Source organism: Catenuloplanes niger (genome assembly GCF_031458255.1).
Classification (GTDB): Bacteria; Actinomycetota; Actinomycetes; order Mycobacteriales; family Micromonosporaceae; genus Catenuloplanes; species Catenuloplanes niger.
In genome coordinates, this window is sequence record NZ_JAVDYC010000001.1 from 136315 (window position 1) to 156774 (window position 20460).

The 20460-nt window shown below is 72.6% G+C and carries 11 protein-coding genes; 8 read left to right on the forward strand and 3 right to left on the reverse strand.

Annotated elements, in window-relative coordinates; translation table 11 throughout:
- Positions 1-142 precede the first annotated feature (142 nt).
- Positions 143-10543, forward strand: coding sequence for a hypothetical protein (locus tag J2S44_RS00590; protein WP_310407780.1), 10401 nt, complete (start codon positions 143-145; stop codon positions 10541-10543).
- Positions 10544-10589: 46 nt separating this feature from the next.
- Here J2S44_RS00590 and J2S44_RS00595 read toward each other — a convergent pair whose 3' ends face one another.
- Positions 10590-10868, reverse strand: a complete 279-nt coding sequence (locus J2S44_RS00595; protein ID WP_310407781.1) for a Rossmann-fold NAD(P)-binding domain-containing protein — start codon at positions 10866-10868, stop codon at positions 10590-10592.
- 122 nt (positions 10869-10990) lie between these two features.
- Positions 10991-11533 carry a nuclear transport factor 2 family protein gene (locus J2S44_RS00600; RefSeq protein WP_310407785.1) on the reverse strand — a complete coding sequence of 181 codons (543 nt, stop codon included), beginning with the start codon at positions 11531-11533 and terminating at the stop codon, positions 10991-10993.
- A gap of 574 nt (positions 11534-12107) precedes the next feature.
- On the opposite strand from J2S44_RS00600, the gene J2S44_RS00610 reads away from it, so the two are divergent.
- From J2S44_RS00610 to J2S44_RS00620, 3 genes are all read left to right on the forward strand, one after another.
- Positions 12108-13169 (forward strand): zinc-dependent alcohol dehydrogenase family protein, encoded by a 1062-nt coding sequence (locus tag J2S44_RS00610; RefSeq protein ID WP_310407787.1) that lies wholly within the window; start codon positions 12108-12110, stop codon positions 13167-13169.
- A 102-nt stretch (positions 13170-13271) separates the two neighbouring features.
- Positions 13272-14126, forward strand: coding sequence for a helix-turn-helix domain-containing protein (locus tag J2S44_RS00615; RefSeq protein WP_310407789.1), 855 nt, complete (start codon positions 13272-13274; stop codon positions 14124-14126).
- A gap of 142 nt (positions 14127-14268) precedes the next feature.
- A complete protein-coding gene (locus J2S44_RS00620; protein WP_310407791.1) occupies positions 14269-15528 on the forward strand; it encodes a nucleotide disphospho-sugar-binding domain-containing protein in 1260 nt (419 codons plus the stop codon).
- Positions 15529-15668: 140 nt separating this feature from the next.
- Here the strand turns inward: J2S44_RS00620 and J2S44_RS00625 are convergent, their stop codons facing one another.
- On the reverse strand, positions 15669-16226 hold the full coding sequence (locus J2S44_RS00625) for a TetR/AcrR family transcriptional regulator (protein WP_310407794.1): 558 nt from the start codon (positions 16224-16226) through the stop codon (positions 15669-15671).
- Positions 16227-16319: 93 nt separating this feature from the next.
- On the opposite strand from J2S44_RS00625, the gene J2S44_RS00630 reads away from it, so the two are divergent.
- From J2S44_RS00630 to J2S44_RS00645, 4 genes are all read left to right on the forward strand, one after another.
- Positions 16320-17084, forward strand: a complete 765-nt coding sequence (locus J2S44_RS00630; RefSeq protein ID WP_310407796.1) for an alpha/beta fold hydrolase — start codon at positions 16320-16322, stop codon at positions 17082-17084.
- Entirely contained in the window at positions 17081-17854 is a 774-nt protein-coding gene (locus tag J2S44_RS00635; protein WP_310407799.1) for a hypothetical protein, read from the forward strand. Before J2S44_RS00630 ends, J2S44_RS00635 begins: the two co-directional genes overlap by 4 nt.
- 29 nt (positions 17855-17883) lie before the next feature.
- Positions 17884-18372 (forward strand): NUDIX domain-containing protein, encoded by a 489-nt coding sequence (locus J2S44_RS00640; RefSeq protein ID WP_310407802.1) that lies wholly within the window; start codon positions 17884-17886, stop codon positions 18370-18372.
- Positions 18373-18575: 203 nt separating this feature from the next.
- Positions 18576-19736, forward strand: a complete 1161-nt coding sequence (locus tag J2S44_RS00645) for an SMI1/KNR4 family protein (protein WP_310407807.1) — start codon at positions 18576-18578, stop codon at positions 19734-19736.
- Positions 19737-20460: the final 724 nt, after the last annotated feature.

Genomic DNA, 20460 nt, shown 5'->3' on the forward strand with positions numbered 1-20460 from the left:
CCTCGCGCGGGCGGCTCCCGGCCGTGGACAGTCGGCGCAGAACGCGCGGGCGTGAAGTTCGTGTAAAACCTATGTGAACCAACCGGCCCTCGCGCACGTCATGCGGTGTCAGTACGCCTCGCAGCATGGTGGGGAGCCGAACATGGCCGGTACCGGCACGCTGGACCCGTTCACGTCGCTGTGCCCGGACGGGCGCCTGATCCCGCTCCACAACGGCGTGTTCTTCCATCCGTACCCGATGGGCACGCCGGTCAACGGCATCGCGCTCCAGCACGCCATGAACGCGGGCCGGGACGCGGACGGGCCGGCGTTCTTCATGGAGCACGAGGCGCTGGAGGACGTGGCGGCGCTGGGGACGATCCAGCGCGTGCTCCGCGACCTGCTGGACGGGCTCGGTACCGGTGCGCGGATCACCACGGTCGCACCGCCCCGCGCGGCGGAGGCCATGGCGACGTGGTTGCGCGTCGCGGACATGACGGGCGTGCCGGTCAGCGTGCTGGGCGCGCCGCCGCTGGAGACGTCGGCGCGGGTGCTGGCCGTCGGCGACACGCTGCGCGTGCTGCCGAAAGGGCTCGCCGCGATGCGGGCCGTGCTGGGCACCGCGGCAGAGCTGGCGGCGGACGGCGCGACCCCCGCCTGGACCCGGCTGGAACGCCTGGTCGAGCGGGTCGCCGAGGCGCGCGAGGAACTGCGCGTCCCGGGCTCGGCCGCCGGTACGGAACTGTGGCGGGCCGGATATCAGCTCGCCGCCGGGCTGGTGCTCGGTGCGCCGGTCACGAGGGACCCCGCCGCCCTGGCCGAGGCGGCCCAGCCGATGCCGGTGGCAGACATGATGCGGCTGTTCGGCCGCGCGCCCGGCGAGCGGGTGACGGACCCGGCCGCGCTCGCCTCGACGCTGCTGACCACGCCGGGCGGCCTCGCGCTGGTGCACACGCCGGACGCGGCGGGCCGGCCGGCGCAGCTGCGGTGGCTGGTGTCCCACGACGGCCGGTTGTGGGCGGTGGACCTGGCCGGCGACCCGGCGGACGCGCTGACCCCGTTCGACCCGGACGACCCCGGCCACGCCGCGATGGTCACCGGTGGCACCACCACCGTGCACGTGATCGCGCCGCCACCGCCGGCCGCGCCGCCGGCCCCGGACTCCTTCTTCGACCGGCCGACGAGCCTGGTGGACGCGCTCATCGACGCGCCGCTCGGCCGGCGCGCCGCGGGCATGCTGCCGACCCGGCCCGCCCCCGCCCCGGCACCGGAGGGGTCGGTCACCTCCGGCGCGTCGGGACCCGAGGAGCTGATCCGCGCCCAACTCCAGGCGGTCGCCACCGGGTCGGCGACCACCACGCCGGAGCAGCACTTCGACGTGATCGACGACCTGCTGGGCAACCGGCTGCCGCCGATCCGGAAGCGTTTCCAGGACGCGTGGGACGCCGCCGACGCCGCCGTGCGGGCCGCCGACGCCGCCATCGGCGCGCACGACAGCCGTACGGCCGAGCTCGACCGGCGTGTTCCGGTGCTCCAGGCCCGGGTCGAGGAGGCCGGCCGGCGGGCCACCGCCGCCACCGACGCGCACGCGCAGGCCCGACAGAGGCTGGGGACCCTGCGTACCCGGTTGCCCCAGGCGATCGCGACCCGCGGTGCCGCGCAGCGAGCCGCCCGTGAGGCCGCGCAGCGGGCCGCTCCCGGCAGCGCACCGGCGGGTCACGGCCAGCACGCCCGGGCGGCCGCGGCGGCGGCCCGGATCGTGGACGACATCACCGACGAGATCGAGTCGCTGGAGGAGCGGCTGCCGGAGCTGAGCACCGCCGAGCAGGACGCCGTCGCGCACGCGGCCGGGCTGCGCGACGAGCTGGCCGCGCTCACCGCGGAGCAGCACCGCATCCCGGGTCTGCGGGACCTGGACGTCCAGCGGCGGGACACCGCCGCCGCCGACCGGTCGAGGGCCGCCGCCGACCGGGACGTGGTCGACGCCCACCTGACCCGGTTCCGCGCACAGGCCGCCGACTGGGCGACGCTGGAGATCGACGACCTGCGGCGCCTGATCGGCCGGATGGACGCGACCGACGCGGACGATTCCGCCGTGCGACGGGCGTACGACGACGCGGTCACCGCCGTGGGCGAGATCTTCGACGGTGCGGCCACCCTCACCCCCGGCCAGGTCGCCCGGCTGGCCTACCTGGCGTACCTGGACGGGTACCGCCGCGACACGGAGAACACGCACGAGACCGGGGCGTCGAAGCTGCGCGACGGCTACGCCCGGCACGTGAGCCGCCTCTCCGGTTACCTGGCCTCTCCGGTGCCGGACGACGAGCCCGGCGCCCTGGCCGCGCGGCGCGCCGACCTGGACCTGTGGAACGCGCTCGCCGCCCGCTTCGACGAGGTGCAGGCCGGGGCGGACCAGGCCCGTGCCGACGCGCTGCGGCTGGCCGATGACGAGGTGGCCCGCGCGGCCGGGGCCGGTGAGGTGCCCGACCTGTCCGGCGTGGCGGCGCGGGCGATGAACGTCGGCGATCGCCTGGCGGGCCTGCTGTGGCACGGCGACTCCGCCCCGGCCCGGGCGCTGCGCGCCGACCTGGGACGTACGGCCGGCGAGGTCGAGACGCTCAGGGCCCGGATCGAGCTGGCCACCGCGCCGCCCGCGTCGTGGTCCCTGCGCGACCGCAACGTCCTCGGTGACAGTCACGTCCGGGAGGTCGCGGCCACTCCCCCGGCCGAGATCCAGGCGCTGCGCACCAAGATCGAGCCGCATGTCGGCGAGTCGCCGCTGCCCTGGCGTTCCACCGGCACGCGGCTGGAGTCGTGGCTGCGCGACCACCTGACCCCACGTAGCGCGGCGCACTGGGAGCGCCTGATCGACGCCGGCGTGTCGGAGGACTTCAACGGCCGGCACGTACGCATCTTCGTCCAGACCCGGAACGAGCGGTACCAGCAGCGCACCGACAAGCCGGCCGAGGGCTTCCTCGAGTTGCAGCTGCGGCTGGCCGAGCAGGGTTTCACCCGGTCGGTCGGCGGTGCCCGCTCCTGGAACCTGCCGCTCGGTCTGACGTTCGTGATGAGCGTGGCCAACGAGACCATGCAGGCACTGATCGGCCCGATCACGCGGTTCTTCATGGGCGGTGCCCGGCGCTGGGCGCAGGCGACGAGCACCCGGGTCGGCGCGGACAACTTCGGGTTCGCCAGCGACTGGGGGATGCTCCGGTACGGCGCGGACGCCCGGGTGGTCGTGGAGGTCGACGGCGTCACGGTGGCGACCCATGATTTGAACGACCACCTGGTGGTCCTGGTGTCGGAGCTGTTCTCCAGCGAACGCGACGCCGTGGACCCGACCACGGTCGGCGAGCCGACGCCGGTGCGGAACCCGGCCGCCCTGCACGAGGTCGACCACACGGTGAACGCGGTCGACTTCGAGGACCCGCTCATCGCGCTGCGGGACAAGCTGCGTACCGAGCCCGGGTTCGAGCTCGACGCGGCCCGGGCCGCGCGTCTCGTCGACCGGTTCCGGGAACAGATGCTCAACCCGCGGCGCGCCAAGGAACAGAACCAGTGGTGGTCGTCGAACAGCTGGGTGTCCCCGCACGTCTCGATGAGCGCGGGCCGCGGCCGGCACATCGACGGTCACCTGCGCGCCGGCGGGCAGCTGATCGACCTGCGCCGGCTGACCACCACCGCGGACGCGATGATCCGTAACGACATGGTCGGTACCACCATTCAGATGTCCGGGAAGGGCGCCAGCTCGCAGGCGGGTCGCCGGGTCGGCTTCGAGTGGCCGCTGAGCTTCGGTGACCACCTGGTGCTGCCGCGCTGGGACGTCGGGTTCCTGACCACCAGCCGCGAGGTCGACCGTACGTCCACGGTGGAGTCACTGGCCCGCAACACCTACACCCGCAAGGACAAGCTGGTCCGGTACGTCGCGACGGTCGCCGCCGACCTGACGCTGGACTCCAACCTCGGTCAGGTGAGCGTGCGGCGCAACACGCTCATCGAGCTGGCCGTGCCCGAGTCGCACGTGGCCGCGTTCGAGGAACGGATCATGGCGACGCCGGTGCTGCGGGAGGCGTTCAGCCTGCCGAAGGACTCGGTCGTCCGCCCGGCGGGCACCCCGGCGGCGAGGGCGTTCCCCCGCAAGGGCGCGGCCACCCCGTACGACCTGCGGGCCCTGGCCGAGGACCGGGTGCTGGAGTTCGTGCTGCCGGAGGGCTACGTCCGGGACGGGCGCTGGGCCTGGGCGGAGAACCACCGGAACGTACGCTTCAGCGCGCCGGGCGACAACTACGCGGGCGTCGAGGACGTACCGGACGTCCGGTACACCGTGGACCCGGCCGCGCCGGCACCGGTCATCGGCGCCACGGTGTTCACCAAGGGCACGGTGTTCGCCGCGGGCGACGCGAACGGGCGGCCGGAGGTGGTGTCGGCCGAGTACGTGCGGAACCCGGCGTACCGGCCCACGGCCACGACCGCGCCGAACGGCCGGACGGCGGCCGCGGAGCCGTGGGACGCGCGCGGGGTGCGGGACGCCACGGACCTGTTCATGCTGGTGAAGAAGGGCCCGATCGAACTGGCCGTGGAGGGGCGCGCCGCCCCGCTGGGATCGGTGGCCGAGCTGCCGCGGTCGCTGCGGCTCCTCGCGCTGTTGCACGCGGACATCCACCTGCGTGGCGACGGCCAGACCGGTCCGGCCAGCCCGGCCACGTACCGTTATCTGATCAACGACCGTGGCATGGTGACCGCCGCGATCCCGGTCGGGGCGGACGGCGCGACCGGACGGCCGGTGCCCAACCCGGCCCTGCACCTGCCCACGCCGCCCACCCGGCAGGTGCCCGAGGACCGCGCGCTCGCCTCCGTCCAGGCGTTCCTGGACAGGCTGAGCAACCACTCCTACGCGCAGATGCAGCTCGCCGAGGGCGTCCCCGCCGCGATCCGGACGCTGCTGGAGCACGATCCGGCGGTCGAGCTCATCGACCGGACCGGCAACCGGCTGCCGGGTCAGACGCTGCCGCCGTCGGCTCCGGTGGCCGCGGCGGACGGCACGATCCCGCCGATCCCGGCCGGCGTGCGCCGGCACGTGGTCGCCGCGGACGGGTGGGTGACCGGTGACCTCGAGCCGCTGTCCGGCCCGACGCGGGAGCCGTGGGCGCTCGCCGCCAGGGGTGGTCTCGGCCCCGGCACCATGCGGGAGATGCCCGGCGCGGAGCTGATCTTCCCGGACGTGCTGCTGCTGGTCTCGCAGCAGATGAAGGCGGTGGGCCGGAAGCTGAGGAAGGGCGCCCGGCAGGCGCGCTTCTTCGAGCTGGCGCTGAAGTTCGGCGTGCCCGGCATGCGCGCGAAGCAGCGGACGCTCTTCGACGGCGGCATCACGGACGTCTACACGGTCGGCAAGTACACCTTCCACGTCAATCTGACCGCCGTCTTCGACGAGCTCCGCAGCTCCCGGACCGTACCGGACTTCCTGGTCGACACCCGCGGCGTGGGCCGGTCCACCGACGCGATCCGTGAGGCGCTGGCCCGCCGATTCGGCACCCGGGTGGACTTCGCCGGCCGGTTGAGCGTCAAGGACTTCTTCGGCATCCGGGTCAAGCTGGCGGACCTCCAGGTGATGTGGGAGCGGGAGAACGCGAACGCCGTCGCGCTGGCTCAGGCCGCCAGCCGCCGCCGCAAGGTCAACGGTGATGCCACCGAGTTCGGCTACGGCGTGAACTACCAGCTCACCGTGGCCGTGACGGACCGGAAGGGCAATCTGGTCAAGCCGGTGAGCTCGCGGTCGTACAGCGGCAAGGACTTCTGGGCGCCGGTGCGGGTGGGCGCGGAGGACCTCGCACCGGCGCCGGGCAGCCCGCACCGCCAGGCGGACCTCATCCCCAAGAACGAGGCGCTGACCCGGCTGACCGCGACGGAGGCGGACGCGGTGCAGCGGTGGCTGGCCGGGGAGAGCCCGGCGAGCCTGGTGTCCGGTGTGGACGAGGGAACCGCCGGCATGTACGTGTGGCTGAACCGGGTCGGGATGCTGGCCGAGGCGATGCAGCGGTTCGTCGACGGCGTGGACGGCGGGCGCACCCCGGCCCCGACCGAGCTGGACACGATGCTGCGCGACCTGGCGCCGGGCGCGAGCCGGATCGGCCTGGAGTCCGGCATCGCGGAGGGCATCACGCCGGACTTCCTGGAGCCGCACGCGGACAAGCTGATGACCCGCACCGGGTTCGTGGTGCCGCTCGGGCGCCGGGACGGTGCCGTCCGGCAGTTGCGCCTGCACCTGGTGCCGGCGAATCCACGTTTCACCCAGCCCACGGACACCGCGAGCCAGCGTGACTACGGCGAGGTCGGTGGCGAGGCCGGCGCGACAGCGATGCGCGGGTACACGCTCCAGGCCACGGCCGGGCCCGGTGGCATCTTCCAGTTCGGCTCCGGCTCCGGCGCGGCACCCGGCGCCGACTCCGCACAGGGATCCAACTACGCCCCGCAGACCGGTGCGGCGGCCGAGCAGCCGGTGCCGGCGGCGAGCCGTGGCGCCGACCACGTCAACGTCGCGGTCGACGTGACCGGGGCCCGGCAGAGGAGCACGGTGACGGGTACCCGGGTCGGTGGCCGGGAGGCCAGCCGGGCCCTGTACAAGGGCCGCTCCTACAGCCACTCGGCCGACGCGATCCTCGTGGTCTCCTACGAGCGCTTCTCCGGCGGCACGATGCAGCGTTCCCGGTTCGACCTCAAGCTGGCGCACGGCCTGGAGATGTCCACGCCGCACGTGCTGGCGAAGTCGCTGGGCCTGCCGATCCCGGCGAGGGATGAGCGGGACATGCCCCCGGCGACGTCCGTGCTGGTCCCGGTGGACCGGGAGCTGGCCTTCGCCGCCGCGCCGGTGGAGAAGGTGACCGCCTACGTCACCCGGCAGGAGACGGTGGGTGGCGAGAGCCGGACGGTGCGCAAGGACGTCCTCGCGACGGTCCGGGACAACCTCCGGGCCATGAAGGTCAACGTGGACGACCCGGACATCATGAACGCGCTGGAGCACACGTTCCGCACCTCGTCGGTGCGCAACCACTACCGGGCCGTACGCCGCGACGGTCTCCATCTGATGATCACCATCAACCGGGCGCTGGGCGGTGTCCGGCGGATCGGCGTCCGGCTCACCGCGGTCGAGGGCCCCCTGGAGTACGTGCGGCCCCGCCCGGACGTCAAGGGCACCATCAGCGGCATCTCCATCGGACAGCGGAGCCGGACCGAGGCGCTGGGCTACAGCGCCAAGATCGGCGTGGCCGGTGACGCGAAGTTCAACGCCGGCACGCTGCGCATGGGCGTCGGCACCGGTGCGGACGCCGAGGTGGGCCGGAAGAACGTCGACGCCGCCAACGACACCGACCTGTTCGTCCAGCGGGTGTCGCCCGCGGACCTCGACAGCCAGGAGTTCTCCGCCCGGGCACGGTTCAGGCTCGAGTTCTTCGAGGCGTCCGACCAGCCGCAGGTGCTGTCGTCCTTCGCCGACGGTGGCGCGTGGCTGGGCAAGGTCATGGACTCGGTGTCGGACGGCCGGCTGCGTACGGTGTTCCAGGGGATGTTCCCCGCCGCCAAGCCCCCGGTCCGGACGAGCGAGCTGACCGGCCAGGTGCACCTGCTCCCGCCGACCCACGTCACCAAGGACCGGGCGGCACCCGGCACATCGCCGCTCGCCGGCGTCGAGACCGTGCCCGAGACGATCGCCGACCTGCCCGAGCCCACCGTCCGGGTCCTCGACGGCGAGACGCTCGGCGCGGCACTGGCGGCCCTGCGGCCCGACCTGGACCTCACCCGGCGGCTCGCCGCCGACCTGCAAGGGCTCGAGGTCTTCAACGTCGGGAAGTTCGCGGAGTGGCTGCCGGCCGCCCGGCAGCCCGGTGCCGAACGGTACGACACCGGCCGGCCGATGCCGCACGTCCCCGGCTACGGGCACCTGTCCACCGCGTCGACGGCGGTGCAGACCGCGCTGCACAGCGAGAACGTGGCGCCGAACATGCACCGGCTGATGACCGGGGAGTACGTCATCAAGGGTCACTCCGGCGACGAGTTCACCGTCCGTGCGGTGCTGCGCAACGGGCGCTGGCTGGACCGGGGCGGCTACGTCAAGACGAACGTGCCGCTCACCGTGGCCGACCGGGTACGGCAACGGGAGACCCGGCGCGCGGCGGGCGTCCGCCCGGTGGAGATCGACATGGGCCCCCGGGAGGGTGACGCCAAACTGGTCGGGTCCACCAACCCGGCGCTCGGCGCGGCGGCCGCGCAGGGCGGCGCGAGCGCCTACACCGGCCTCTCCATCGACGTGGACAAGCACGCCAGCGACTACGACTACTTCCGGTTCGACCTGACACTGATCGGCACGTCCCGGAACGGCCGGTCATGGGTGCGCAGCGACATCCCGTTCGGCCTGCTCGCCCGCGTCCCCAGCGCGAAGGCGGCCGAGATCTTCCGGCCGGGCACCGAGAGCCTGGACATCGTCGACCATGCGCTGACCGTGGCGCTCGGCGACGTCGCCACGCCGGTCGGCGGCCGCCGGTTCCTGGCCGGGCAGCTCGCCGAGCGGCCCGCCACGGCCGCGCCCAACCTGCTGCGACCGGAGGAGCTGGAGGCGGCGGTGGAGCGCGTGCGCGCGTTCACCGCCGCGACCCAGGTGGCACCGACGCCGGCCGGCGCCGCGGAGCCGACCATGCTGCCGGAGGACTGCGTGGTGCGCGCGTTCGGCGCGTTCGTGGCGGTCCACCGCCGTACCGCGAACGCCGTCACGGACCTCGAGGGAGCCGGCGTCCGCGGCGCCGACGACCTGGCCCGGTCGCTGGGCGGCCGGTTCGTGCCGGTGGGCGACGCGGACACGCTGTGGAAGTACGTGGCCAACCGCCCCGGCAGCATGCTGGCCGTACGGTCCCCCGCGGAGTCGGCCGGCATGTCCCACCTGTTCTGGGCGATGTCGGTCGGCGGCGGCGAGATGCGCTGGCTGGACGGGCAGCGGCACGGTGCCTCGGACGCGCCGGCCACGATCGGCACGATGCGGCAGAGCCTGCGCGGGGAGATCACCGGCCGGCACGCGCGACTGTTCCGCCAGCCCGGCACCGACGTGCTGCTGCTGGACGAGAGCGGCCGGACCGTCGACCTGGCCGAGGCGCTGCCACCCCGGGCGCTGGGCGGCGCGGATCCCGGCGAGCAGGTCGGCCGCCGTGCCGCCGGCCGGCTCCACCAACCGGCGACGCGCACACCGTCCACCGGCGGCACCGGTCTCGGCGACGGTTTGTTCGCGGACCCGCCGCCGCTGAAGGAGAAGCTGTTCGGTGACCTCTCCGGCATCGGCCGCGGACCGGTCGCCGACCTGACCGGCCCGCGGGACCGGCCCGCGGCCGCGGCACCGCAGGCGCCACCGCCGCTCGTCGCGCCGGACCGGGAGATCCGGACGCTCGGCGCGTTCGCCAGCCGGCACGCGCTGCGGGCGCTGGAGACGGTCACCGGCGCGGCGCGCGGCGTCGACGGCCCGCCGGTGATACTCATCGATCTGTCGGGGTCGGCGGAGACCGCGCTCGAGGCGGTCCGCCGACTCGACCGGACGCTGCGCAACGCCGCCTGGCGCGGCACCGTGCCGATCGTGGCTGCGACGATGGGCACGCGGGTGTCCGAGGACGCGTTCGCGCTCGTGCGCCAGGCGCGCCGGCCGGTCACCGTGCAGCAGCGGCCGACCCCACGGCAGTTCGGGCAGGAGTGGCAGCTGATCGCGCCGGGCTCGGAATCGGTGGTGACCGCGGCGGAGACGCCGACCGTGGAGCTCTTCCGCACCGCGGGCACGCTCGTCGCGGCCCCGTCGGGCACGCTGACCCCGGAGCTCGCCGCATGGATCGACACGCCGGACTGGGCCGCCGCGGAGGCGTACCACCGCCGGCACGCCGCCGCGCTGCACACGCCGGCCGTCGCGGCCGAGCTGGACCGCGTGATCACGGAGAACCCGGACGACGTGCGACTGTCCGGGCTGCGGTCCGCGCTGCGGGTGGCCGAGCGGTTCGGCGGGGTCGGCGAGACCCGGCTCACGCCGTACGCAACCTCCTTCCTCGCCGTCGAGCCGGCCTACGACGCGGCCCTGCGCGGCCCGGTGCCCGCCACGTTCGTCTACGACTACCTGGCGGGCGCGGGCCGGAGCCGCGGCGACCGGTTCGCCATGGACGGCGTGCTCCTCCAGCTGATGCTCGCCGGGCAGCTGCCCGGCGACGAGGCGCTGGCGCTGGCCGGGGCCGCCGCGGCGAACCGGCTGGACCGGGCGAACCGCACGGTCCTGGAGATGGTCGCGGCGGTACGCGCGCTGTCCCCCGGCGATCTGCGCACCGAGGCGGACGTGTCCGCGTGGGCGCGCGAGTTCGAGAGCCGGGCGCGCGGGGTGGCGAGCACCGAGCGGGGCGCCCTGCCGCAGGACTGCCTCGACCCGGTCGACCGGACCGCCTGGGTGGGCCGGCTGGACGCGCTGCGCGACCGCCTGCGCGCCCACCCGGACCCGGTGGAGCGGTACCGCGCCGAGATCATCGACACGATCACCTACGCACTGTCGAACTGCTGAACGGCGGACCACCCCGGCCGTCCGGCGCCGAGGGCTGTCCCACGGATCACCGGGACGGGCCCCGGCCGGCGTCGGCCGGGAAGTCGGTCGAGCGGGACAGCCGCTCCCAGGCGGCGATGTCGTGGTCGACGGCTTCCCGGCCGGCCCGGACCGCCTTCAACGCGTCCGATCCGAGGATCAAATGGCGGGGCGGCGCGGGTACGTCCAGGATGTGCAGGACGGCGGCCGCGGCGCGGGCCGGGTCGCCGAGCTGCCGGCCGCCGGCGGCGCGGATCGGGTCGAAGAGGTCGTCGTGGTCCGCGACGGTCCGCGGTGCCCGGGCCATCGAACGTCCGGCCCAGTCGGTTCGGAACGAGCCGGGCTCGATCGCGGTGACGGTGGCGATACGGGTACCGCACCGTCCCGGCGTTCACCCACGGCCGTGACCGGGCCGGTGAGCGTGTGGGCTCAGGCGCCGGGGTTCCAGTCGGCCGGGAGACCGGACTGCTCGGCGACCTCGGCGAAGCTGTAGTAGTCGTCGTTGCTGGCGATCTTCGAGCCGCGGACCTTCAGCACGGTGACCGCGGGCACCTCGAAGGCGCTCGGCGCACCCTTGATGTGCCCGCTGAACGTCCAGCCGAAGACGATCTCGTCGCCGTGCCGCTCCGCCCAGCGCAGCTCGCCGTGCACACCGTCGATGCCGCCGTAGGTGTTGGCCACCCACTGCTCGACGCCCGCGGGTCCGACGAAGACCGGGCCGAACGCGTGGTCGGTGTAGCGGCCGTCCTTGGTGAACAGCGAGCCGAGCCGCTTGCCGTCGCCGGCGTTCCATGCCTTCAGCCAGTCCTTGACGATGCGCGGCGTGTGCTGGCCGTGCCCGTGATCGTGCGCGACCTGCACGCCCTGCGCGACGGGTGTGGCCGCTGAGGCGGCGGAGACTGCCGCCACCGGGACGACGGCGCCCAGCGCGACGACCGTGGCGACTCCGGCGACGATGCGGTTGACGTTCATGGTGGGTCCCCTGTCCTCGATGACCGATAACAAAACGGCCGTAAGCTAACGGCCGTTGTGTTAAAGACTAGGCACCCATCCCCCGCACCCACGTCGGCATCCGCTACCTACACGGCTGCCGACACCGCCACCGGCGAGCCCGGCACCCGGCACCCGGCAGCGCGCACGCTCTTTCTCCCTCGCCGCGTTCGCAACGCTGCCCCACCCACCATCCAGGGCCTACGACCGCGAGCGCGCCGAGGCAGGAAACCCAACGCCGCGATCATCCGCCTCGCCTGCCGCCGCACCGACGTCCTTCGCGCCATGCTCCGCACCAAAAACCCGTACCTGTCGCGGAAACCGCCCCTGAGGCTTGACGAAACCCATCGCGGACACCCCGCCGGGCGGCAGGTAACCACCGTTCCATCAGAGCGGGGGAAGCTCACCGCCGACTTTCAAGGTGGTTCCGGCACACCCAGGTAACAGCGAGCCCTCCCGGCGACAGGTCACGTGCGGCAACGTCACTCGAGCGGCAGGGATCGCCTCCGCCGACGCCCTTGCCGGGCGTCGACCGCACGGAACGGGAGATTGCCGGATGCAGTCCGACACGATGAACAGATGGGCTCTGGTGCCGGCGGAGGGTGGCGGACAGGAGCTGACGCTGCAGGTGGTTCCGATCCCGCAGCCCGGCCCGGGACAGGTCCGGGTCAAGGTGCATGCGGCAGCGATCAACTTTCGGGATCTCCTTGTCCTCGACGGGCGATACGGCGTGGCTGCCGCACCCGAGCTCGTTCCGCTCAGCGATGGTGCCGGTGTCGTCGATGCGGTCGGAGCGGGTGTCGAGTCGTGGCAGACGGGTGACCGGGTCATCAGCGTCTACCTCCGGGGATGGGCGGACGGCGCGCCGGGCCCCGACATGGGACTCGGTCTGGGCTCCGGTACCGAGAACGGCATGCTCGCGGAGTACGCGATCCTGGCGGCGGACCGCGTTACCGCCGCTCCCCGCACCCTGAGCCTGACGGAGGCGGCGACCCTGCCGTGCTCGGGTCTGACGGCGTGGACGGCGCTGCGCGGGAACCGGCCTTACAGCGTCCGGCCGCTCGGCGTCGACGACACGGTGCTGGTTCTCGGCACCGGCGGTGTGTCCTTGTTCGCCGCGCAGCTCGCCCGTGCCGCCGGCGCTCAGGTCTGGGTGACGACCAGCGACCGGAGCAAACACGACCGGCTGGTGGCGCTGGGGATCGCCGGTGTTGTCGATTACACCGAGGTGGAGTCCTGGGGTGAGCATGTCTTCGCGGCCACGGGTGGCGCGCGGATCGTGGTGAACTCGGCCGGTGGCCGCTCGATGGATCAGTCCATCGCCGCTGTCGCGTTCGGTGGCGACGTCGCGTACGTGGGGCTGTTCGACTTCGCCGGCACTCCTCCGGACCTGCTCGGGCTGATGGTCAAAGCCGCGAGCATCCGCGGTGTCGCCGTGGGCAGTTCCGCCGCCCAGGACGACCTGGTGGCCACCGTTGACCGGTTGCGCGTGCGGCCGGTAATCGATGGGGTGGTGGATTTCTTCGACGCCCCGGCTGCCTACTCACGGCATTCCTCCCGGGAGTCCTTCGGGAAGGTCGTCATCGAGATGGACGCGGCACGTACAGCTCGCGCATAAGACACCTGGCGAAACGCGGTGACAGCCGCGAGCCAGGCCTCCGGTTACCTGGTTCCAGCAGGGCCACCCCTTCACCGTCGCAGTCGTGCCTAGAGTTGGCGCGTGGAGACCAACATCGGGGCGTTCCTGCGTACGCGTCGCGACCGGATCACACCTGACCAGGTCGGATTGCCCGTCGGTGGCACGCGCCGCCGCCTGCCCGGTCTCCGGCGTGAAGAGGTAGCTCTGCTGGCGGGCGTGAGTCCCGACTACTATGTGCGGCTCGAGCAGGGCCGCACAGCCGGCGTCTCCGACCAGGTGCTCTGCGCGGTCGCGCGTGCGCTTTCGCTGTCGGACGTGGAGACCGAACACCTGCGTAACCTCGTCCGGCCGGCGGATGCGACCTCGTCCCACGCTCTACGGTCGGCGGCTGCCACGGACGAGCCGCTGGCCAGGCTCCTGGACGCGATGGGCGACGTGCCGGTGCTGCTCGTCGACACACGCATGGACATCCTGGCGGCCAATGCGGCCGCCGAGGCCGTGTTCGAGGTCTCGGGCATGACGCAACCACCCAACTCGGCCCGGCAGCTGTTCCTCACCCCGGACGCCAGGACGCGCTACGGGAACTGGCAAGCCGCGGCCGCCGAGATCGTCGCACACCTTCAGCTTCTGGCCGGTCGATGGCCGGACGACGCGCGGTTGACGTCGCTCATCGGCGAGCTCGCCATCCGCAGCAACGAGTTCCGCCGGCTCTGGGCCAGGGGTGACGTACGGGAGAAGCGGATCGGCGTCGTCCACCTGAACCATCATGTCGCCGGTCCGCTGGAGTTCGACTACCAGGTGCTCACCGTGCCGGCTCGGCCCGATCGCTCCCTGCTGGTGTACCTTCCGCGTCCCGGCACAGTGACGGCGGACGCGCTGCAGATGCTCCTCAGCTGGGTCGCCGAGGCGCAGCGGGGCCACCCCACAGCACATTGACGGCCGGCCTGGCTGCTTCCGCCTTCCAGGTTCGGCTGCCTCGGCGGCGGTTCCGCCCGGCATGGCGCGGCTTCCGCCGTACCCCCGGGAAGGTTTTTGTCTACAGTGGACGCCCGTTGGCCGGGTGGGAGATGGGCTGAGGATGTCGAAGATCATTGTGGCGACGCCGCCGATTCCGGGCGAGACGCTGCCCATGCTGCGGCTGGCGCGGCTGCTGGCGGCGCGCGGGCACCAGGTGACCGTGCTCGCGGGCAGCGGGTACCGGGATGCGGTGGAGCGGGCCGGGATGCGGTTCGTGGCGCTGGGCGGGACAGCGGACTACGACGTCGCCGAGATCATGGCGGAGCGGGAGCGGCGGGCGCTGCCTGCCGGGCCGGCGTCGATCGCGTTCGACTGGACGCACCTGTTCGTCGAGTCGGTGCCGGACCAGCACCGGTCGTTGCAGGGCCTGCTCGCCGACGACCCGGAGCAGTACCTGATCGCGAACGTGCTGTTCCTGGGCGCGTTCCCGGCGGCGATGGGCGCGCCCGGACCGCGACCGCTGCGGTGGGTGGGGGTGAGCGTGATGCCGCTCGTCCACGGTCCGAACCCCGGGCCGATGGGCATGGTGCCGGCCGGGCCGGGCGAGGACCAGGCGGCCGCGGACGCGGTGTTCGCGGCGGCGCTGGGCGCGGTGCGGGACCGGTTCGGTGAGCTGTTGCACGGGCTCGGCGCGGTCGGCGAGGTCGCGCCGCTGCTCGACGCCGCGATCCTCGGGCCGGAGGCCACCGCGGTCCTGACCGTGCCGGGGTTCGAGTTCGACCGCCCGGACCTGCCGTCATCGGTGCACCTGGTGGGCGCGCTGCCGGCCGTCGACAGCGAGGGCTGGACCCCGCCCGCGTGGTGGCCCGAACTGGACGGCCGGCGCCCGGTGGTCGCGGTGACGCAGGGGACGCTGATGAACAGCGACCTGTCGCAACTGGTCGAACCGGCCCTCACCGGGCTGGCCGCGCTCGACGTGACGGTGGTGGTGGCGCTGGGCGGCCGGGACCCGGCCGCGCTGTCCGTCCCGGTGCCGGCGAACGCGCACGTCTCGCGCTACCTCCCGTTCGACCGGCTGCTGCCGCTGGCGGACGTGTTCATCACCAACGGTGGGGCGGGCGGGGTGCACCAGGCGCTCGCGGCCGGCGTGCCGGTCATCGTGGCCGGCACCACCGAGGACAAGCCGGCCAACGCGGCCCGCATCGCGCACCACCGGTTGGGCGCCACGCTCGGCACCGCGACCCCGTCGGCGTCGGCCGTGGCGTCGGCCGTGACCACCGTGCTCGCCGACGACGACATCCGGGACAACGTCAGCCGCCTCGCCAAGGTCTACGCCGACCACGACGCGGTCGGCCTCATCGAACGGCTCACGCTCGGCTGACCGGCCCGCCGGTGACGCCCGGCGGCCCCGACGACGCCGTAGGACTGGACGCGTGGACGGGATCGGCGGCCGGGCTTGCCGACGTCACCTACCGGGGCCGGTACGAGGACGAGGCGCGCATGAAGTGCGGTGAGCGCCGTTCACCGTCGTTGTGGCTGAATGCCCCGCATCACCATGCCGACGTAGACGCCGGTGGCGTCAGCACGGCTGTCCGGCGGTAGTTCGCTGAGCGCGTGCATCAGTCCGCACAGCAGTTTGAGCAGGTACTCGGCGGTCATCGTGGGCGCCGGACGCGGCTCGGGGTCGACCCGGTCGAGCAGCCGCGCGACCGCGTCGGCGAGTTCGGCCTTGGCCTGCAGGGTCTGCTCGGTCTCGTCGGTCCCGGAGATCAGGACGGTGAACAGGCCCGGACGCTCCTGGGCCATGGTCAGCGCGTCGCGCAGGAAGGCAGCGAACGCCTCGTCGCCGTCGGGTTGTTCCAGGGCCCGGTGTGCGCGGCTGGTGAGACTGCGGACGCCGTCCTGCACGACACCTTCGAGCATCGCCCGCTGGGTGGGGAACCAGCGGTAGACGGTGCCGACACCAACGCCGGCGCGGCGGGCGAGTTCGTTGAGGGTCAGGTCGATCTCGCCGGCCGCGACCGCGTCGCGTGCCTCGTCGAAGATGCGCTGCCGGTTCCGTACCGCGTCCGCTCGCATGTGTCGGCCCTCACCCCTGCATCTAAGTTGATAGGTTATCGGTTTACCGTTACGGTCAAGTCGATAGCCTATCAACTTCTGTGGAGGTCCACCGTGACCGTTGTATTCCTGCACGGCGTGCCCGAGACCCCGGCGATCTGGGACGGCGTGCGCCAGCACATTCCCGGCGACAGCATCGCGCTGCGTCTGCCCGGGTTCGGATCGGCCCGCCCGGAGCACCTGACCGGCAAGGACGCCTACGCCGACTGGCTCGCCGGCGAGCTGCGGGCCATCGGCGGCCCCATCGACCTGGTCGGCCACGACTGGGGCGGGCACCTGGCCATGCGCGTGGTGACGGCCTTCGACGACGTGCCGGTCCGCAGCTGGGTGTCCGACGTCGCCCACGGCTGGCACCCCGACTACCGCTGGCACGACGCCGCCACTCTGTGGCAGGGCAGCCCCGCGGGTGAGGAATCACTGACGGGGCTGCGTACAGCGACGCCGGGCAGCGGCGGCACCTTCGGCGACATCCTGCAAGGCCGCGGCATGACCCCGGACATCGCCAAGGAGGTCGACGCCGTCCACGACGAGACGATGAGCGCGGCCATCCTCACGCTCTACCGCTCGGCCTGGCCCAACTTCCACGCCGACTGGGGACAGGCCATCACCGGTCCGCTCACCACCCCCGGGCTGCTGCTGGCCCCGACCGGCGACATGCTCAGCGGCGTCGAGCAGGACGAGGACATGGCCCGGCGGCTCGGCGCGAAACTCGTGAAGGTCGAAGGACTGAGCCACTACTGGATGCTGCAGCAGCCCGCCAAGGGCGCCGAGATCCTGCGCGACTTCTGGGCGAGCATCCCCGGAGCCACCCGATCGTGACCACCGCCGCGCTGCCGATCGGCGGCGTCGGCGCGTTTCTTCCGCTCGGCGCCGCGCTGCTGCGGCGCCGGGCTCGCCCCGCGGCCCGCGGCGCTGAAGCGCTGCGTGCCGAGATCGCCGCCGAGCCGACGGACGACGAGCGGCGGCGAGCGATGCACCTCGTGCATACCATGACAAAAATGGATGAATGCCTGCGGGACCGCGGCCGGTCGCGCAGCGTCGCCACCATGTCGATGAACGGGTGGCTGTCACTGCCCGATAAAGGCGCGCGGATGCACCGCACGGGGACGGAGATCGGACACACGCCGCGTGACCGGGACGTGGATCCTGCGCTGCCGGTCGTGCAGCACCCGCGCCGAGCGTTCTCCATCTGCCTGGCCTGCCGCGACTCCGGCGCACAGTACCCGACCCCGCAGCCGCCTTTGCCCTCTTCGTCAGGCCCGACCACTCTCACCCGACGCGACAGTACTTGCCGAGCTTCAGCGCTCGCGCCCCTGATCTGCGAACCTCTAAGGCGAACATCCCGGAGGTCCGGCAATTTCAAGAGCGCTTCAGCGGATCGTACGCCTCCGGAGTCGGTAATCCGCACCCCCTCAGAAACGCCATTTCAGACGATTCACGAGAACTCCACCTCCTACTCCACGGGCAAGCTGACCTGGCGGCGTTCGGGGACCTGCTCGTCAACCAACGTCCGCGGCAGGGCGCAACGCTGCTCCGGGCGCTCACGTCAGAGTGACGGAAGCGGGATAGGCGGGCTGGCTGCTACATGATCCGCCTCGGATCGGCTACCGTCCTGCCGATGAGCGCCTGGTCCGAGCCCGACGTGTTCTACGCCCAGCTGGCCACGTTCCACGCCACGACCGCGGCGCTGATCACCGAATCCGGCACGGGCAAGATCCTGCTCGTCAAGCCCGTCTACAAGGACGTGTGGGCGTGGCCCGGCGGCTACCTTCACGCCGGCGAGTACCCGCATGACGGATGCGCCCGTGGACTCGAGGAAGAACTCGGACTCAGGATCACGCCCGGCCGGCTGCTCCTGGTCGACTTCGCACCTCCCGCCGAACATCGCCGGCGCGCGCTGATCAGCCTGCTCTTCGACTGCGGCGACCTTCCGCGGGACGCGCCGATCCGTCTACAGCAGAGCGAACTCAGCGTGTGGGCGTTCTTCACCGCGGACGAAGCCACCGAACGGCTACCCGCCACGGAACACCACCGCGCCACAGCGGCTCTGCACGCCCGCCGGAACAACTCGACCGCCTATCTCCCCGGCTCCTCGTCGGAGCGGTGACCCTTCCCCGTACGTCACTCGCATCGGCTCAGGTGGACATCCCGTGGGGCGGCTCCGGCCCGTACGGTCGCGGAACGTGAACGGGTTTCCTGCCGCGTACCGCAAAGGTCAACGCCCGGCGAGCCACTGAGGTGCAGCGGCGCCGCCGGCTCACGAACCGTACTACCCCGAGAATGTCCGACCCCGCTGGCACAATCCCGGGCGTGGACTTCGCTCAAACGTTCGGACCTCCGCCGTCCCGGACCGTGCCTGTCGACTGGGCGGCGGTGGAGGGGTGGCTCGGGCTGACGCTCCCGGCGTCGTACAAGGCGATCGCGTCGGCCTACGGCCCGCTCGACCTCGGTGAGTACGTCTGGTTGCACGTCCCGTGCGTCCAGGACGGCGACTTCGGACACTTCGACTGGGGCCGGTGGCTCACCGACACACACCGGAGCACGCGCATCGCCTCGCGGGACGCGCCGCCGCACGAGCCACCGGCGTTCCACCCGGCGCCCGGCGGCCTGCTTGCCTGGGGTACCACGCGCCGCTCGGACGAGCTGTTCTGGGACACCTCCGGGCCGGATCCGGACCGATGGCCGGTCGTCGTCTTCCACCGCGACGCGGCCCGCCAGAAGATCAACCCCTGGCAGCGGTACGAGACACCGCTGCCGGAGACGCTGGCCGCGTTCGTCGGCGACGGGCTCCCGCTGCCCGGTGGCGGCCGGCTCGGCCCGCTCGCGGCGACGGCGGCCCCGACCGCGTTCCTGCCCGACGCGCGCCCGTGGCAGCCGCCACCGCCGGTGAGGATCACGCAGGAGCGGCGGGCCGCGGTGACCGAGGGCTCCGGCCTACCCGCGCTTACCGCGCTGGTCCCGCCGCCGGACCGGCCGTACCTCGGCGGCGGCGACTGGGACTCGCTGTTCGACCTGCTCGGCACCCGGCTCCCGGCCGAGTACGTAGCGCTGATGGACCGCTACGGCAGCGGCATCTGGGCTGAGTGGCTGCGCTTCAGGACGCCGGTGCGCGACCGCTTCCTGGCGGACGTCACCGAGGTCCTGGACGTCTACCGCCAGAGCCGCGCGGACTGGCCGAAGGAGCATCCGCTGCCGGCCTGGCCCGAGCCGGGCGGCTTCCTGCCGTTCGCCTGCTCGATCGACGGTGACGAGCTCGGCTGGCTCACCGAGGGTGACCCGGACACCTGGCCGTTGATCGTCTATCCCCGGCACGCGGACCAGGGCCCGCCGCTGCCCGCCGGGCTGATCGACACGCTCCTGGCCTGGCTGCGCGGCCGATACGGCACCGACGGCCTGGTCCCACTCGACCGCGACGACGACCCGGTGGAGTTCGCCACGTTCGAGTCCTGGAACGACGACTCCTACTGGTGACGGCCGCGCCGGTGGCGATCATCTTTCGCTGAGTTCTAGCAGCTTCCGAACGGCCTCACACAGCGCCACCGAGGCGCCTAGACCAGCGCGATGATTGGTGACGGATAGTTGCAGTCCGCGGCCAGGCGCCTTCCGCACCGTACTCACACACTTTTCTACCCGCTGAAATTGATTCCGGGGGACGGTGTCGGCGACTATCGACGGGTGAGCGGCGCCCGGAGTTCCGTAGAACTGCAAATCCATGAGGTTCTGAACTCGCGACGGGGTGAAGCGACGGTTGCTGTGCGAAACCTAGGTGGCACGGTTTTCGCGGGGCCAGATTCCGCCGAGTCGCCGACTCGGCGGACCTGATCGACCTGGTGCTGACCCGGATCGTCCGGTACCAACAGACGGTCGATGAGATCCCGGGTGGCCACACGGCCTTGGCCACGCTCAGTGGATCCGGTGCACGTGTCCTTCGATCGGGCAACGTAGCCGGTGGCTGGCAGCGCATCGAGGGCTGCAACGGTTCAAGCCCCGCTCATCGGCTGGACGAGTCGTGACTTCCCGCCGTGCCCGCTTTCTGCCGGACCCCGCGGAAGGATTCGTCGCCTTCTGCTGCGAACCGCTCGCCGGACGGCGGCGAGAGCGACGAGTGCGGCCACATCCATCTGACCGCTTTCCTGCTGTTCCCGATCGGCGATCCCGTCGACTCGCGCCGCTCGTGCGCCGCGCAATGTCGCAC

Excerpts from the sequence above, each read along its gene's own strand:
- J2S44_RS00590 (WP_310407780.1), top strand. The coding sequence starts at position 143 with ATGGCCGGTACCGGCACGCTGGACCCGTTCACGTCGCTGTGCCCGGAC.
- J2S44_RS00595 (WP_310407781.1), bottom strand. The coding sequence starts at position 10,868 with ATGGCCCGGGCACCGCGGACCGTCGCGGACCACGACGACCTCTTCGAC.
- J2S44_RS00600 (WP_310407785.1), bottom strand. The coding sequence starts at position 11,533 with ATGAACGTCAACCGCATCGTCGCCGGAGTCGCCACGGTCGTCGCGCTG.
- J2S44_RS00610 (WP_310407787.1), top strand. The coding sequence starts at position 12,108 with ATGCAGTCCGACACGATGAACAGATGGGCTCTGGTGCCGGCGGAGGGT.
- J2S44_RS00620 (WP_310407791.1), top strand. The coding sequence starts at position 14,269 with ATGTCGAAGATCATTGTGGCGACGCCGCCGATTCCGGGCGAGACGCTG.
- J2S44_RS00625 (WP_310407794.1), bottom strand. The coding sequence starts at position 16,226 with ATGCGAGCGGACGCGGTACGGAACCGGCAGCGCATCTTCGACGAGGCA.
- J2S44_RS00640 (WP_310407802.1), top strand. The coding sequence starts at position 17,884 with ATGAGCGCCTGGTCCGAGCCCGACGTGTTCTACGCCCAGCTGGCCACG.